The following is a 15,377-nucleotide window of genomic DNA, read 5'->3' as shown; positions in this document are numbered from 1 at the left end:
GGCTCCATCAAGGATGGCAAGCGCACGCGAATCGCGATGCCGCGTGAGACGTCGCGCAGCGTGCGGACCTCGGTCTACGAAACAACGGCGGGAGCAAATTCAGTGCCGCGCGTGCGGCGGCGACACGGTGTCCAACCCGGCGGCCAACCTGGCGCACCGGCGGGATCAGACCTGCACGTTGCACGCGAGCGCGACGAAAGTAAAGCGCGGAAAAGCGAAAAACGCGTGACGATCCGGCTTCTGGCGCGGACCTGTCGTGCGGCTGACATCGGGCCGTCGCGAAGCTGGCGGCGCGGACAGCCGTCATCGAATTTGCCTTCCGCCCGATGCTTTTCGCGCGATGTCTTTCGCGCGATGCGTCAGACCACGCTGGCCGCGCCGGCCGCGACGCGCTGCGTGTCGCCGTCGTCCGGTTGGGCGGCGAGCCATGCCGCCACGGCGGCGATCGCCGGCTCGCGCGTGAACACGCCGAAGTGATTGATATCGGGAAGGATAGCGAAGTAAGTTTCAGGCGAAGCGCGCGCGACGAGTTCGCCGAGCAAGGGCGCATCGACGGCTTCGTCGTGCGCGCCGACCAGCACCGCCGATTGCGCGCCGAGCTTCGCCACATCGCGGTCGAAACGCGCGCGCGGATGGTACGCGCTATTGAGCCGATACGAATACGCGAGCGTTTCGCTGCCGTCGCGAAACCGCGCGGGCTTGTTGAAGGCGATCACCGGCAACGCATCGAAGCCATGCACGCCGAACAGGTTCAGCAGCGCGAGCCCGATGATCCGCCGCAAATGCAGGCTTGCCCAGCCGCTATTGGCCTTGAGCGAACGCGAGCGCGCAATGGCCGGACTCAGCGCAAGAAAGCGCGCGACCAGCGCGGCATGCGCGCCGCCCGCGAAACGAATCACGAGACCGCCGCCGCTCGAATGCCCGCCGAGCACGATCGGTCCGGACTCGCCGCGATTGCGCAGGTGCGTGACGAGATCGGCGAGATCGTCCTCGAACTGGCCGATATAGTCGATGTCGCCGCGCCGCGTGCCGGAAAGATAGTGACCGCGCAGATTCGGCAGCACGACGCGCGCGATGCCGCGCTGGCTCAGATGCGCCGCGAGCGCGTGATACGACGCGCCGTGATACGACGAGCCGTGCACGAAGATCAGCACCTGCGAGGCCGTGCTGTCGTAGAAGCGGAACGCGAGCGGCTCGCCGTCGCGCGCCGCGTAGCGCTGCACGGGCGGCAAGCTCGCGGCCGGCGGCGCGTCGAGCGATTCGAATCCGAATACATCCTCGGATTGCGCCGCCCTGGGCCCGGCGGACGCTACCATCACGAGCGCGGCGACGAGCGTCGCCAGTGCGATCGCCGCGACGATCGCCACGCCATCGATCAGCGTGAAAAGAACGGCATGCACGGTAGTCTCCTGTTCTGTTTTCCGTGCATGCTAGCAGTTAATCGCAATGATTCATTTCGCATACAAGGCGATGACGTTTCGCCGACAAAACTGGAGGAGTCCTGATGCTGACGGTTCACCACCTCGACAATTCGCGTTCGCAGCGCGTGCTCTGGATGCTCGAAGAACTGGGCGTCGAGTACGACATCGTGAAGTATCAGCGCGACAAGGAGACAATGCTCGCGCCGCCCGCGTTGCGCGCGGTGCATCCGCTCGGGAAATCGCCGGTCGTGACGGATGGCGAACACACGCTGGCCGAGTCGGGTGCGATCCTCGAATATCTGGTGGAGCAATATGGCGATGGCCGCTTCGTGCCCGCGCGCGGCACGCCGGCGCATTTGCGCTACCGTTACTGGATGCATTACGCGGAAGGGTCGGCGATGCCGCCGTTGCTGCTCGCGCTGGTCGCGCAGCGCATCGCGGGCGCGAAGGTGCCGTTCTTCGTGAAACCGGTCGTGCGCAAGGTGGCGGCCTCGCTGGAGAGCGGCTTTGTCGGGCCGCAGCTCGCGCTGCACTTCGGCTATATCGCGAAGGAACTCGACGCGACAGGCTGGTTCGCCGGCGACGCCTTCACGGCCGCCGACGTGCAGATGAGCTTTCCGCTCGAAGCCGGTGCGAAGCGCGCGGGCGCGCAAAAGCATCCGTCGATTCGCGCGTTTCTGGAGCGCATTCACGCGCGGCCCGCGTATCAGCGCGCGCTCGCGCGGGGCGGCGAGTACACGTTGTTTGGCTGAATCCGCGATTGAAATCCGCGATTGAAATTCGCGATTGAAGCGTGCGGCCGTGCGGCGTGGTGTGCATCGACGGATCATCGACTGATTGCGCCGTCGAACTCTCCACGCGCAAAAAAAGCCGGGAAGCAGCACGCTTCCCGGCTTTTTTCATGAGTCGCTGACGGCGCGACGCGCGCCTTCAGTCGATGCCGTGAAACGTGGCGTCGTCCGGGCCGAGGTATGCAGGCGGACGCCACACGGCGTCGCGCATCGAATGCTGCACGAGATTCTCGACGCCCAGCAGCACCGCGAAGATCGCCATGCGCACGGGAATGCCGTTGTCGGTCTGGCGGAAGATCGCGAGACGCGGATCGTGGTTCAGGTCGGTCGAGAGATCGTTCGCGCCCGGACGGCTGTCGCGCGGCAGCGGGTGCATCACGAGCGTTTCGGGGGTGCAGAAAGCGTCGAGCAGCGCCAGATTGATCTGGAAATCGGGCGTGTAGCCTTCGAAGGACTCGTCGGTGAAACGCTCCTTCTGGATGCGCGTGGCGTACACCACGTCCGCGCCGCGCAGACCTTCCTTAAGGTCGGTCGTCTGCTCGACCACGTGGCCGTTGGTCGAGATCTTGTCGACGATGTACTGCGGCATTTCGAGCATCGGCGGCGAAATGAGCGTGAACTTGATGCCGCGATAGAGCGCGAGCAGCTTCACGAGCGAGTGCACCGTGCGGCCGTATTTCAGGTCGCCGACGAGCGCGATGTGCGCGCCGTCGACGATCTTGCCCAGGCGCGAGAACTCGCGCTGGATCGTGTAGAGGTCGAGCAGCGCCTGACTCGGGTGCTCGCCGGGACCGTCGCCGCCGTTGATCACGGGGATGTTCACGGCGCGCGCGAATTCGGCCACCGAGCCCTGGTCGGGGTGGCGGATCACCATCGCGTCGACGTAGCCGGCCATCACGCGGCTCGTGTCGTAGATCGATTCGCCCTTGGCCATCGACGAGAACGTGAAGCCGGTCGTATCGCAGACCGAACCGCCCAGGCGGCAGAACGCGGCGCCGAAGCTCACGCGGGTGCGCGTGCTGGCCTCGAAGAACAGGTTGCCGAGCACCGCGCCTTCGAGCACGCGCGAGATTTTCCGGCGGCGCGCGATGGGCTGCATGATGTCGGCGACGCGGAACAGCGCTTCGACGGAGTCGCGCGAGAACTGGTCGACGGACAGCAGTTGCGGCTTGCCCTCGAATTGCATCTGGCTGGCCAGCGAGCGCGGATCTACGCTTTGCGTATAGCTTTCACGCGGCTCGCCGCCACCGACGATTTCCGAGACGAAACGCTCGACGATCTCGGGCATGGCACGCGATTCCTGCGATTCCTCGGGCAGCAACCACGTGTCGAGCGCGCGGCGCGTGACGCCGATGCGGCTCGCGAAGGCGTCGCGGGTCATGTTCAGGCGACGCATGGCGTCGCGGAGGAAGGCTTGTTGCGGAACGCTCATGCTGGCACCCGTGTTGGCTGGTTTATGTACGCGGTGCGTATATTAGTTCGGCGGGGCGAGAAGTCAAGCGATTTTCGCGGGGCAGGGCGTCGCGATTGTCGCGGCGACGTTCGGTTTGCCTGTTCAGGCGGACTTTTTATCGGGATGGGTATTTTTCAGACGCCACGATAATCGCCGTTTCGTTTTCAGGAAGGGCGGGCGCAGGCCGGCCCCGGCAGACTGAGATGGCTATTCGGATCGTGTTCATCGGCGTGAGGGCTTCACCTTTGTGGGCGAAATTGCGCTTGCGGGGGCGATCATGAAATTGCCGTGGTCCAGCTCCAACGACGAGCTTTCCCGTGGCGGCACCCGCTTCGTCACGCAGCGCGCCGCGCGCCGTACGCTGATCGCGACCGCCGGCGCCGCGGCGCTGGTCTCGCTGGCGGGCGGCATCGCCATCGGCCGGTTTAGCGGCGCCGCCGGGGCGGCCGCGCCGGGCCAGACGGGCGCCGCGCAGCATCACTATGTGGTGGGCGAGATCGGCCGGATGAACGCGTCGATCGCCTTGCTCGATCCGCGTATCGAGCGCCTCGCCGCGCAGCTCGCGCAGTTGCGCCAGTTCGACGAGCGTCTGCGCGCGCAGGCGCCGCGCGGCACGGCCACGGCGCCCGCCGCCGCGCACGAGCATTCCGGCGACGACGATGACGGCGAGGGCGGTCCCGCGCTCGCGCCGCGTCGCTGTGCGGAGTCGTCGGCGGCGCGCGCCAACACGCACGCGGTGGCCGGCGAGGTCGATTGCATGAGCGCGACGCTGAGCGCGCTCGAACACGCGGTCGCGCTTCACGAGGTCGCCTTGCAGGCGTATCCGGGCCGCAGGCCGACTGACGGCGGCCGCATGGGCTCGCCGTTCGGCAATCGCATCGATCCGTTCTCGAAACGGCTCAGCTTCCATCCGGGCGTCGATCTCGTCGCGCCCACCGGCACGCCGATTCTCGCCGCCGCGGGCGGCCGCGTGATTTTCGCGGGGCAGAAGGCGGGCTACGGCAACGCCGTGGAGATCGATCACGGCAACGGCTTCATCACGCGCTACGGCCACGCTTCGAAACTCGACGTGAAGGCGGGCGACGTCGTGCTGCCGGGCGAGCATATCGCCGACGTCGGTTCGACGGGGCGCTCGACCGGCCCGCATCTGCATTTCGAAGTCATCGTGCGCGGCGCGCAGGTCAATCCGTCCGATTACCTCGCGCTGTTCGGCGCCTATCGCGTGGGCGCGGCCAACGGCGCGGGTCAAAGTGCCAGCGCCGAGCGAGCCAATGCTGCCAATGGTGCCGAGGGCGCCGATCACGGCGGGCGGGCGAATGGCTGACGCGCGTCCCTCCGCGCGTGTGCGCACGGACGCGAAGCGCGCGTTCGAACTCCAGCCGGTGCGCTCGCGCGCGTCGCGCTGGGCGATAGCGATTGCGTGGACGGCGCTCGCGGGCGGCGCGGGCGCGGCGGCGTCGGCGTGGGCGCTGCGTGGCGGCGCGCCGGCCTGTCCCGTGATCGAGCCCGATGTGCTGCAAACCCAGCTCACGACCGCCCAGCTCGCGCTTGAGCAGGAGCGCGCGGCGCGGGCGGCTTTGCAGCAATCGGCGGACGCCGCGCAGGCGCAGGCGGCGAAAGTGCAGGCCGAACTGCTGTTTCTGCGCAGCCACGGCGCGGTTGGTGGCGCCAACGGCAACGGTAGCGGCAACGCCGGCAACCGCGCCAACGCCAACGGCGGCAGTCCCGCGCAGTAAGCGCTTGCGCCGGTTTCCCGAGTTTCGTGCCGTGAGCCGAGCCACGGCATCTTTTCAGCAACACAAACGCAACGGTGGTGTTCATGTTCAACAAGAAGAAGCCCCAGCCGGGCATCCAGCAGACCAAGCTCGCGACGCTGATCGCCGAGGATGTGCGCATCACGGGCAACCTCGAATTCGCCGACGGCTTGCGCCTCGACGGCCAGGTGACCGGCAACCTCAGCGGCAAGACGGGCGCGCAGACGCTGCTCGTGCTGAGCGAGCGCAGCGCGGTGCAGGGCAACGTGCATGGCTACGACATCGTCGTGAACGGGCGCATTGTCGGCGACGTCATCGCGGATCATTTCATCGAGCTGCAATCGAATGCGCACGTGGTCGGCAACATCTACTACCAGCAGTTGCAGATGGATTGCGGCGCGAGCGTGGACGGCAAGCTCACGAGGCGCGATCCGGCCGATGCACCGAATCTGCTGCTCGACTCGCCGATTGTCGATGTGGAAGTGCACGGCGAGGCGCGCCGCTAGATTGGCGGCGCGCGGGCGGACGATCTCGGTTACACTTCAGGCCATGTCACGTCAGCCGAATACCTTCGCCCAGCCTATCGCCGCCGCTACGCGCGCGGTGTTGGCGCGCGCGCAGGCCGCGTCGGTCAGCGTGAAAGCCAAAGCCAAAAAACAGCCGCTCATCTGACCGGAGCTTGCTGTTCCGTCGGATGTTGCGATGGAACAGCTTGCCGCCCCCGCCTTTCTCCAGGCCAGCCCGACTTCCCCGCACCGCTCGACGGACCTTCCACTCGGTCGCGTTCAAGGGAAAGTCATGTCTTCGTTTTCGGGTATCTGGATTCCGCTCGTCACGCCGTTCAACCAGGGAGCGGTCGATCACGAGGCGCTCGACGCGCTGGTGCGCCACTACGCGCATGCGGGCGTGGCGGGCTTCGTCGCGCTCGGCACGACCGGCGAGCCCGCCGCGCTCGACGATCGCGAGCAGGACGCCGTGCTCGCCACGGTGCTGGCCGCCGCCGGGATGCTGCCGGTCGTGGCGGGCGTGAGCGGCAATCACACGGCCTCGGTGCGCGAGCGTATCGAGGCGCTCAACGACGCGCCCATCGCGGGCGTGCTGGCGGCGGCGCCGTATTACATTCGGCCGTCGCAGGCAGGGGTGATCGGCCATTTCGCGGCGCTCGCCGACGCGAGCCGCAAGCCGGTGATCCTTTACGACATTCCCGCGCGCACCGGCGTGCGCCTCGAACTCGCGACGCTGCTCGAACTGGCGGGGCACGAGCGCATCGTCGCGGTGAAGGATTGCGGCGGCTCGCTCGACAAGACGCTCGCGCTGATTCTCGACGGCCGCCTGCAGGTGCTCTGCGGCGAGGACATCGAGATGTTCGGCGCACTCTGCGCGGGCGCGAGCGGGGCGATCGCGGCGTCGGCGCATCTGCTGCCGGCGCGTTTCGTGGCGATGGCGCAAGCCGTGCGCGAAGAACGTCTCGGCGATGCACGCGCACTCTGGCACGGCCTCGTGCCGCTCGTGCGCGCTGCGTTCGCGGAACCGAATCCGGGGCCGGTGAAGGCCGCGCTCGCGCAACGCGGATTGATCCGCAACGAACTGCGCGCGCCGATGACGGTCGTCAGCGCCGAACTGGAAGCGATGTTGGGAAGGATGGTGGCGTAACGCGTCGGCGGCTGGCGCGTCGCGCGATGGGTTCTGCGTGTGGGTTGTGCGTGTGCGTTTTGCGTGCGTGGAACGCGGGCGCAACGAAAAGCGGCGCGCCCCGGCTGGCGGGACGCGCGGTTTCGTCAGGCAGTATCAGCTCACCGCGCGTGCGCTCGCGCGGCTGCTGCGCGAGCGTCGGCGCGTGCGCGGACGCTCTGTATCGACGGGTTCGCCGTTGAGCAGAATGCGGCGACCCGGCACGTGTTCGGCGACCAGACGCGCGATTTCGAAGGCCGAGCTTTCCGCCGGCACGACCTGGCGGCGCGCGCCGTCGTCGAGCGGCGTGGTCCACTCGACGAGGCGATAAGCGCGGCCCCAGGGATGCTGCAGCGGCGTGGAGACGCGGCAAGAGGCGACGCGTCCGGGCGAGCCGTCGCGCAGCAGGGATTGCAGGTGCATCAGCACGTCGTCGTCTTCAACCATGACTTCGCTCCTCCTCGGCTTGCCGCATAAAAAAACGCCGCCGATGTTCCGGCGGCTCAACAGGGGTGAGCATATGGTTACAGTGAAGAATTAAACGAACCTTAAGAGTCAACGCGGAATAACGGCGGAGGCGCGGCGCGTAAAAAACGCGAGGCGAATGCGGCGATGTAAAAACGGTGCGCGAGCGAATACGCGCGGCGCCGCTTGAAAAGCGGTACTCGCGCGTACTTTTTCGGCGACGGCGGAAAGGGAAGCGGCGTGGGGTTGAAGTCGGCTATCAACCCGGCTTTGCGCTGTTTTGCCGCAGGGTCGCACGAACCTTGCGCGCGGCGAAGAGCGGCAGGTAGTCCTGAATACGGGCGTCGATGCGGTATTCGGCGAGCGCGTCGGCGTAAATGCGCGCGACGGTTTCCTCGGGCGTGTGGGTTTCCTCGGCAATGCTATGAACGATTTGCTCGGCGTCCACTTGGGGCATGACGAATCTCCGATCGGCGGTTGCGGTTGGATGGGCAGACAGGATTCGAATTCAAGGACAGTCTCGCGCGCGATGCCAATTGAAACGCGCTATCGGCGGCGATGCGCGGCGAATGGGGCGCGCGCCTGGTTCAGTTCTATCTTCAGTTTTATCGCGCGATGTTAATCGTCGATGAAAAAACCCCGGAAAGGCGGTGTACCTTTGCCGGGGCTTTTTTTCGTGCGCCGTTTTTGTGCGCGCGGGTGGCGTGCCGGAGCGCGCTTAAGCGACGTTATCGAGCGACGGGTAGTCCGTGTAGCCCGTTTCGCCGCGTGCATAGAACGTGGACGGCACCGGCGCATTGAGCGGCGCATTCGTCGCGAAGCGGCGCGGCAGATCCGGATTGGCGATGAAGAGCTGGCCCCACGCGATGGCGTCGGCCTCGCCTGCCGCAAGCACCTGTTGCGCCGATTCCAGCGTGAACTTCTCGTTCGCGATGAACGGGCCGCCGAATTCGGCCTTCAATTGCGGGCCGAGGCGGTTCTCGCCGAGCGATTCGCGCGCGAACAGGAACGCGAGCTTGCGCTTGCCCAACTCACGCGCGACATAGCCGAAGGTGGCCGCCGGGTCCGAATCGCCCATCGTGTGGGCATCGCCGCGCGGCGCGATGTGCATGCCCACGCGGTCGGCGCCCCAGATTTCGATGCACGCGTCGGTGACTTCGAGCAGCAGGCGCGCGCGGTTCTCGATCGAGCCGCCGTAGGCGTCGGTGCGCTGGTTGGTGCTGTCCTGCAGGAACTGGTCGAGCAGATAACCGTTCGCGCCGTGAATCTCGACGCCGTCGAAGCCCGCGGCCTTCGCGTTGATCGCGCCCTGGCGGAACGCGGCAACCACGCCGGGGATTTCGTCGATACCGAGTGCGCGCGGCGTCACGAACGGCCGCGGCGGGCGCACGAGGCTCACGTTGCCCTGCGCGGCGATGGCGCTGGGCGCGACGGGGAGGGCGCCGTCGAGGAACATCGGATCGGAGATGCGGCCGACGTGCCACAGTTGCAGGAAGATGCGCCCGCCCGCGGCGTGCACGGCCTCGGTCACGATCTTCCAGCCCTCGACCTGCTCCTGCGACCAGATGCCGGGCGTTTCGGCGTAACCGACGCCCTGCGGCGTCACCGAGGTCGCCTCGCTGATGATGAGGCCGGCCGAAGCGCGTTCGGCGTAGTACTTCGCCATCAATGCGTTCGGCAGGCGCACGTCGTTAGCGCGAGCGCGCGTGAGCGGCGCCATGATGATGCGGTTGGGCAGAGTGAGATCGCCGATCTGGATGGGGTCGAAAAGCGTTGCCATAGGTTCACCTCGTACCGCGAGCCAAAAAGCTGAGCGGATTAGCGGAAATATCGGAAATGAAACGGACGATTGCGCTGACGCGCCGTCACAACTGCTGGCTCATGTGGGCGAGGAACGCCTCGATGACCGGCTCGTTGCGCTTGAAGAACACCCATTGACCGACTTTCTTCGACGTCACGAGGCCGGCCTTCTGGAGCGCGGCCAGATGCGCCGAGACGGTCGACTGCGAGAGCGCGCAGTGCGCGTCGATCTTGCCCGCGCAGACGCCGTGATCGAGCGGAAGCTCCTGATCGGCGAAATGCACGTGCGGCTCCCGCAGGCACGCGAGGATCTCGCGACGTACGGGATTGGCCAGCGCCTTGTAGATGGCGTCGAGATCGAGCTGCGGGGTCGGTTGAGATTTCTTCATGGAAATTGCATCGTCACTATGCGAATCTTATATCGCATTTCTACGATATAGGCGAAGCCTGCGTTTGCAATAGGGTGACGGGCTTTTCTTTTTGCGGGGAGAGATGTGTGAGGAATGGCTGCGCAGACGCGCAGATCGTGCAGGCCGGTTGGGCTGTGCGCGCGTCGCGTTCGCGGTTCACAAAATGGGTATTTTCCGGCCCGAAAACTTTTTTCGCAAAAGCGCTTGACGGCATCCGGAATGACCCGCATAATTCGCCTCCTTCGCTGATCGCTGCGAACGAAAACGAAGCGATTGAGACGAAATTGTTCTTTAAAAATTTACAGCCGATAAGTGTGGGCGCTTGATAGGTGATGCGACCTGGCGGGTTCTTCGGAGCACGTCAGGAGAAGCAAAAGTATCAAGAGTCTCACACTAAAGTAAGTCAGGTTTTTGAAGTAATTCAGATACCTGTCAGCTTTGAGTGAGCGACCGGTTCGAGAGAACCGAAAACAGTAACAGGTTTAAACTGAAGAGTTTGATCCTGGCTCAGATTGAACGCTGGCGGCATGCCTTACACATGCAAGTCGAACGGCAGCACGGGTGCTTGCACCTGGTGGCGAGTGGCGAACGGGTGAGTAATACATCGGAACGTGTCCTGTAGTGGGGGATAGCCCGGCGAAAGCCGGATTAATACCGCATACGATCTACGGATGAAAGCGGGGGATCTTCGGACCTCGCGCTATAGGGGCGGCCGATGGCGGATTAGCTAGTTGGTGAGGTAAAGGCTCACCAAGGCGACGATCCGTAGCTGGTCTGAGAGGACGACCAGCCACACTGGGACTGAGACACGGCCCAGACTCCTACGGGAGGCAGCAGTGGGGAATTTTGGACAATGGGCGAAAGCCTGATCCAGCAATGCCGCGTGTGTGAAGAAGGCCTTCGGGTTGTAAAGCACTTTTGTCCGGAAAGAAATCCCTGGTCCTAATATGGCCGGGGGATGACGGTACCGGAAGAATAAGCACCGGCTAACTACGTGCCAGCAGCCGCGGTAATACGTAGGGTGCAAGCGTTAATCGGAATTACTGGGCGTAAAGCGTGCGCAGGCGGTGATGTAAGACCGATGTGAAATCCCCGGGCTCAACCTGGGAACTGCATTGGTGACTGCATCGCTTGAGTATGGCAGAGGGGGGTAGAATTCCACGTGTAGCAGTGAAATGCGTAGAGATGTGGAGGAATACCGATGGCGAAGGCAGCCCCCTGGGTCAATACTGACGCTCATGCACGAAAGCGTGGGGAGCAAACAGGATTAGATACCCTGGTAGTCCACGCCCTAAACGATGTCAACTGGTTGTCGGGTCTTCATTGACTTGGTAACGTAGCTAACGCGTGAAGTTGACCGCCTGGGGAGTACGGTCGCAAGATTAAAACTCAAAGGAATTGACGGGGACCCGCACAAGCGGTGGATGATGTGGATTAATTCGATGCAACGCGAAAAACCTTACCTACCCTTGACATGTACGGAATTCCGCTGAGAGGTGGAAGTGCCCGAAAGGGAGCCGTAACACAGGTGCTGCATGGCTGTCGTCAGCTCGTGTCGTGAGATGTTGGGTTAAGTCCCGCAACGAGCGCAACCCTTGTCCCTAGTTGCTACGCAAGAGCACTCCAGGGAGACTGCCGGTGACAAACCGGAGGAAGGTGGGGATGACGTCAAGTCCTCATGGCCCTTATGGGTAGGGCTTCACACGTCATACAATGGTCGGAACAGAGGGTTGCCAAGCCGCGAGGTGGAGCCAATCCCAGAAAACCGATCGTAGTCCGGATCGCAGTCTGCAACTCGACTGCGTGAAGCTGGAATCGCTAGTAATCGCGGATCAGCATGCCGCGGTGAATACGTTCCCGGGTCTTGTACACACCGCCCGTCACACCATGGGAGTGGGTTTTGCCAGAAGTGGCTAGTCTAACCGCAAGGAGGACGGTCACCACGGCAGGATTCATGACTGGGGTGAAGTCGTAACAAGGTAGCCGTATCGGAAGGTGCGGCTGGATCACCTCCTTTCCAGAGCTCACGCACTCGCGTATCAAAGCGCTCACACTTGTCGGCTGTAATAAAGACAGACTCAGGGGTCTGTAGCTCAGTCGGTTAGAGCACCGTCTTGATAAGGCGGGGGTCGATGGTTCGAATCCATCCAGACCCACCAACTGGTCTGACGGGCAGTTCCCTGAAGTATGCATGACTGGGGGATTAGCTCAGCTGGGAGAGCACCTGCTTTGCAAGCAGGGGGTCGTCGGTTCGATCCCGTCATCCTCCACCAATCCTCAATGCCTAGTGTCCGGTGAAACACAAGCCGGGTATTACGCATTGGCGATTGAGCCAGTCAGAGCGATGTGAGTAAAACCATGTCGGCTGTCGTTCTTTAACAATCAGGAAGAAGTAGTAAAGAGATTCATCTGAAAGCACTTAGAGATGGGTGCAAGTAAGTGAATCAGGGTTGTGATTGTATCAATGTATTTTTAAGTGATCGAAAGATTGCCTTGAAATACGGCGCAACACGAATACTCAACCTGTAGCGAGTGGATTGAGTGGTTCCTCCGGGGATCATGAGACACACCCGTTATAGGGTCAAGCGAACAAGTGCATGTGGTGGATGCCTTGGCGATCACAGGCGATGAAGGACGCGGTAGCCTGCGAAAAGCGGTGGGGAGCTGGCAAACAAGCTTTGATCCACCGATATCCGAATGGGGAAACCCACTCCGTATGGAGTATCCATGACTGAATACATAGGTCATGCGAAGCGAACGCGGCGAACTGAAACATCTAAGTAGCCGCAGGAAAAGAAATCAACCGAGATTCCCAAAGTAGTGGCGAGCGAAATGGGATCAGCCTGTACTCTTTATCTTCGTTGTTAGCCAAACGCTCTGGAAAGTGCGGCCATAGTGGGTGATAGCCCCGTAGGCGAAAACAGCGAGGAAGAACTAGGTGTACGACAAGTAGGGCGGGACACGTGAAATCCTGTCTGAAGATGGGGGGACCATCCTCCAAGGCTAAATACTCGTGATCGACCGATAGTGAACCAGTACCGTGAGGGAAAGGCGAAAAGAACCCCGGGAGGGGAGTGAAATAGATCCTGAAACCGCATGCATACAAACAGTCGGAGCCTCGCAAGGGGTGACGGCGTACCTTTTGTATAATGGGTCAGCGACTTACATTCAGTGGCAAGCTTAACCGAATAGGGCAGGCGTAGCGAAAGCGAGTCCGAACAGGGCGTTCAGTCGCTGGGTGTAGACCCGAAACCAGGTGATCTATCCATGGCCAGGTTGAAGGCACGGTAACACGTGCTGGAGGACCGAACCCACTAACGTTGAAAAGTTAGGGGATGAGCTGTGGATAGGGGTGAAAGGCTAAACAAACCTGGAAATAGCTGGTTCTCTCCGAAAACTATTTAGGTAGTGCCTCGTGTATCACCTTCGGGGGTAGAGCACTGTCATGGTTGATGGGTCCATTGCGGATTACGTCGCCATAGCAAACTCCGAATACCGAAGAGTGCAATCACGGGAGACAGACATCGGGTGCTAACGTCCGGTGTCAAGAGGGAAACAACCCAGACCGCCAGCTAAGGTCCCCAAATATGGCTAAGTGGGAAACGAAGTGGGAAGGCTAAAACAGTCAGGAGGTTGGCTTAGAAGCAGCCACCCTTTAAAGAAAGCGTAATAGCTCACTGATCGAGTCGTCCTGCGCGGAAGATGTAACGGGGCTAAGCCATATACCGAAGCTGCGGATGCACATTTATGTGCATGGTAGGAGAGCGTTCTGTAAGCCTGCGAAGGTGCGTTGAAAAGCGTGCTGGAGGTATCAGAAGTGCGAATGCTGACATGAGTAGCGATAAAGGGGGTGAAAGGCCCCCTCGCCGTAAGCCCAAGGTTTCCTACGCAACGTTCATCGGCGTAGGGTGAGTCGGCCCCTAAGGCGAGGCAGAAATGCGTAGCTGATGGGAAGCAGGTCAATATTCCTGCACCATTGTTGAATGCGATGGGGGGACGGATCGCGGAAGGTTGTCCGGGTGTTGGAAGTCCCGGTCCTTGCATTGGAGAAGGCGCTTTGGCAAATCCGGGCGCGGAATTCAAGGGTGCGAGGCCATGCTCTTCGGAGCAGAAGCAACTGGAAGTGGTTCCAAGAAAAGCCTCTAAGCTTCAGTTCAACAGTGACCGTACCGCAAACCGACACAGGTGGGCGAGATGAGTATTCTAAGGCGCTTGAGAGAACTCGGGAGAAGGAACTCGGCAAATTGGTACCGTAACTTCGGGATAAGGTACGCCCTTGTAGCTTGACTGGCCTGCGCCAGGAGGGTGAAGGGGTTGCAATAAACTGGTGGCTGCGACTGTTTAATAAAAACACAGCACTCTGCAAACACGAAAGTGGACGTATAGGGTGTGACGCCTGCCCGGTGCCGGAAGATTAAATGATGGGGTGCAAGCTCTTGATTGAAGTCCCGGTAAACGGCGGCCGTAACTATAACGGTCCTAAGGTAGCGAAATTCCTTGTCGGGTAAGTTCCGACCTGCACGAATGGCGTAACGATGGCCACACTGTCTCCTCCCGAGACTCAGCGAAGTTGAAGTGTTTGTGATGATGCAATCTCCCCGCGGCTAGACGGAAAGACCCCATGAACCTTTACTGTAGCTTTGCATTGGACTTTGAACCGGTTTGTGTAGGATAGGTGGGAGGCTGTGAAGTGTGGACGCTAGTCTGCATGGAGCCGTCCTTGAAATACCACCCTGATCTGTTTGAGGTTCTAACCTTGGTCCGTAATCCGGATCGGGGACAGTGCATGGTAGGCAGTTTGACTGGGGCGGTCTCCTCCCAAAGGGTAACGGAGGAGTACGAAGGTACGCTAGGTACGGTCGGAAATCGTGCTGATAGTGCAATGGCATAAGCGTGCTTGACTGCGAGACTGACAAGTCGAGCAGGTGCGAAAGCAGGTCATAGTGATCCGGTGGTTCTGTATGGAAGGGCCATCGCTCAACGGATAAAAGGTACTCTGGGGATAACAGGCTGATACCGCCCAAGAGTTCATATCGACGGCGGTGTTTGGCACCTCGATGTCGGCTCATCTCATCCTGGGGCTGTAGCCGGTCCCAAGGGTATGGCTGTTCGCCATTTAAAGAGGTACGTGAGCTGGGTTTAAAACGTCGTGAGACAGTTTGGTCCCTATCTGCCGTGGGCGCTGGATATTTGAAGGGACCTGCTCCTAGTACGAGAGGACCGGAGTGGACGAACCTCTGGTGTACCGGTTGTCACGCCAGTGGCATCGCCGGGTAGCTATGTTCGGAAGAGATAACCGCTGAAAGCATCTAAGCGGGAAACTCGCCTTGAGATGAGATATCCCCGGGGCTTCGAGCCCCTTGAAGGGTCGTTCAAGACCAGGACGTTGATAGGTCAGGTGTGGAAGCGCAGTAATGCGTTAAGCTAACTGATACTAATTGCCCGTAAGGCTTGATCCTATAACAGGTGTGTTTTGCGATGATCGTTAGTGCTTCAGCACTTACGGGCATCCCACCCCCGCAGGGGGCAAAGCGCACGGTTGAGAGATCAGTGTTGTGCCGATATAAACAACACAACCCGAATTCAGTAAAAACTCTTTACGCTTCTTCCAG

The 15,377-nt window shown here is 61.7% G+C and carries 11 protein-coding genes, 2 tRNA genes, 2 rRNA genes and 1 pseudogene; 10 read left to right on the top strand and 6 right to left on the bottom strand.

From position 1 onward, the window contains the following. Positions 1–359: 359 nt before the first annotated feature. A complete protein-coding gene (locus G5S35_RS19390; RefSeq protein WP_183038868.1) occupies positions 360–1,400 on the bottom strand; it encodes an alpha/beta fold hydrolase in 1,041 nt (346 codons plus the stop codon). Positions 1,401–1,504: 104 nt separating this feature from the next. Between G5S35_RS19390 and G5S35_RS19385 the strand changes: the two genes are divergently transcribed. Continuing rightward, complete coding sequence (locus G5S35_RS19385; protein WP_065063313.1) at positions 1,505–2,173, top strand: glutathione S-transferase family protein; 669 nt, start codon at positions 1,505–1,507, stop codon at positions 2,171–2,173. A 178-nt stretch (positions 2,174–2,351) separates the two neighbouring features. On the opposite strand, the gene G5S35_RS19380 is transcribed toward G5S35_RS19385, so the two are convergent. Beyond that, a complete protein-coding gene (locus tag G5S35_RS19380) occupies positions 2,352–3,644 on the bottom strand; it encodes an aspartate carbamoyltransferase (protein ID WP_065063311.1) in 1,293 nt (430 codons plus the stop codon). A 298-nt stretch (positions 3,645–3,942) separates the two neighbouring features. Between G5S35_RS19380 and G5S35_RS19375 the strand changes: the two genes are divergently transcribed. The 5 genes from G5S35_RS19375 (at position 3,943) to dapA (ending at position 7,072) form a co-directional block, all read left to right on the top strand. After that, complete coding sequence (locus tag G5S35_RS19375; RefSeq protein WP_183038867.1) at positions 3,943–4,989, top strand: M23 family metallopeptidase; 1,047 nt, start codon at positions 3,943–3,945, stop codon at positions 4,987–4,989. Further along, entirely contained in the window at positions 4,982–5,401 is a 420-nt protein-coding gene (locus tag G5S35_RS19370) for a hypothetical protein (protein WP_065063307.1), read from the top strand. Before G5S35_RS19375 ends, G5S35_RS19370 begins: the two co-directional genes overlap by 8 nt. Positions 5,402–5,484: 83 nt before the next feature. Then, entirely contained in the window at positions 5,485–5,925 is a 441-nt protein-coding gene (locus G5S35_RS19365; protein WP_110329675.1) for a bactofilin family protein, read from the top strand. Between the two features lie 43 nt (positions 5,926–5,968). Next, positions 5,969–6,091, top strand: coding sequence for a hypothetical protein (locus tag G5S35_RS40030; protein ID WP_272904505.1), 123 nt, complete (start codon positions 5,969–5,971; stop codon positions 6,089–6,091). A 126-nt stretch (positions 6,092–6,217) separates the two neighbouring features. Further along, positions 6,218–7,072 (top strand): 4-hydroxy-tetrahydrodipicolinate synthase, encoded by an 855-nt coding sequence (gene dapA, locus G5S35_RS19360; RefSeq protein WP_110329653.1) that lies wholly within the window; start codon positions 6,218–6,220, stop codon positions 7,070–7,072. A gap of 231 nt (positions 7,073–7,303) precedes the next feature. On the opposite strand, the pseudogene G5S35_RS19355 reads toward dapA, so the two are convergent. The 4 genes and pseudogenes from G5S35_RS19355 to G5S35_RS19340 all read right to left on the bottom strand — a co-directional run. Continuing rightward, positions 7,304–7,513, bottom strand: a pseudogene (locus tag G5S35_RS19355) (DUF2866 domain-containing protein); the annotation flags it as partial. A gap of 301 nt (positions 7,514–7,814) precedes the next feature. Continuing rightward, the gene (locus G5S35_RS19350; protein ID WP_065063299.1) at positions 7,815–8,012 is read right to left on the bottom strand and encodes a DUF3562 domain-containing protein; all 198 of its coding nucleotides are present in this window, start codon (positions 8,010–8,012) and stop codon (positions 7,815–7,817) included. 261 nt (positions 8,013–8,273) lie between these two features. Continuing rightward, complete coding sequence (locus tag G5S35_RS19345) at positions 8,274–9,335, bottom strand: alkene reductase (RefSeq protein WP_124261849.1); 1,062 nt, start codon at positions 9,333–9,335, stop codon at positions 8,274–8,276. A gap of 85 nt (positions 9,336–9,420) precedes the next feature. After that, the gene (locus G5S35_RS19340) at positions 9,421–9,744 is read right to left on the bottom strand and encodes an ArsR/SmtB family transcription factor (RefSeq protein WP_065063295.1); all 324 of its coding nucleotides are present in this window, start codon (positions 9,742–9,744) and stop codon (positions 9,421–9,423) included. 505 nt (positions 9,745–10,249) lie between these two features. On the opposite strand from G5S35_RS19340, the gene G5S35_RS19335 reads away from it, so the two are divergent. The 4 genes from G5S35_RS19335 to G5S35_RS19320 all read left to right on the top strand — a co-directional run bounded on the left by G5S35_RS19335 (position 10,250) and on the right by G5S35_RS19320 (position 15,224). Further along, positions 10,250–11,782 (top strand): 16S ribosomal RNA (locus G5S35_RS19335). Positions 11,783–11,847: 65 nt separating this feature from the next. After that, positions 11,848–11,924 (top strand) — tRNA-Ile (locus G5S35_RS19330). A 38-nt stretch (positions 11,925–11,962) separates the two neighbouring features. Then, positions 11,963–12,038: transfer RNA gene (locus G5S35_RS19325), tRNA-Ala, on the top strand. A gap of 306 nt (positions 12,039–12,344) precedes the next feature. Then, positions 12,345–15,224: ribosomal RNA gene (locus tag G5S35_RS19320) — 23S ribosomal RNA — on the top strand. The 16S and 23S rRNA genes sit together here with 2 tRNA genes alongside, the layout of an rRNA operon. Positions 15,225–15,377 lie beyond the last annotated feature (153 nt).

This window comes from Paraburkholderia tropica (assembly GCF_014171495.1).
Classification (GTDB): domain Bacteria; phylum Pseudomonadota; class Gammaproteobacteria; order Burkholderiales; family Burkholderiaceae; genus Paraburkholderia; species Paraburkholderia tropica.
This window is presented reverse-complemented; position numbering and strand designations above follow the sequence as displayed.

Bases quoted from the DNA above. Each gene is read 5' to 3' on its own strand.
- G5S35_RS19345 (WP_124261849.1), bottom strand. From the start codon at position 9,335: ATGGCAACGCTTTTCGACCCCATCCAGATCGGCGATCTCACTCTGCCC.
- G5S35_RS40030 (WP_272904505.1), top strand. From the start codon at position 5,969: ATGTCACGTCAGCCGAATACCTTCGCCCAGCCTATCGCCGCCGCTACG.
- G5S35_RS19385 (WP_065063313.1), top strand. From the start codon at position 1,505: ATGCTGACGGTTCACCACCTCGACAATTCGCGTTCGCAGCGCGTGCTC.
- dapA (WP_110329653.1), top strand. From the start codon at position 6,218: ATGTCTTCGTTTTCGGGTATCTGGATTCCGCTCGTCACGCCGTTCAAC.
- G5S35_RS19350 (WP_065063299.1), bottom strand. From the start codon at position 8,012: ATGCCCCAAGTGGACGCCGAGCAAATCGTTCATAGCATTGCCGAGGAA.
- G5S35_RS19370 (WP_065063307.1), top strand. From the start codon at position 4,982: ATGGCTGACGCGCGTCCCTCCGCGCGTGTGCGCACGGACGCGAAGCGC.
- G5S35_RS19380 (WP_065063311.1), bottom strand. From the start codon at position 3,644: ATGAGCGTTCCGCAACAAGCCTTCCTCCGCGACGCCATGCGTCGCCTG.
- G5S35_RS19340 (WP_065063295.1), bottom strand. From the start codon at position 9,744: ATGAAGAAATCTCAACCGACCCCGCAGCTCGATCTCGACGCCATCTAC.
- G5S35_RS19375 (WP_183038867.1), top strand. From the start codon at position 3,943: ATGAAATTGCCGTGGTCCAGCTCCAACGACGAGCTTTCCCGTGGCGGC.
- G5S35_RS19365 (WP_110329675.1), top strand. From the start codon at position 5,485: ATGTTCAACAAGAAGAAGCCCCAGCCGGGCATCCAGCAGACCAAGCTC.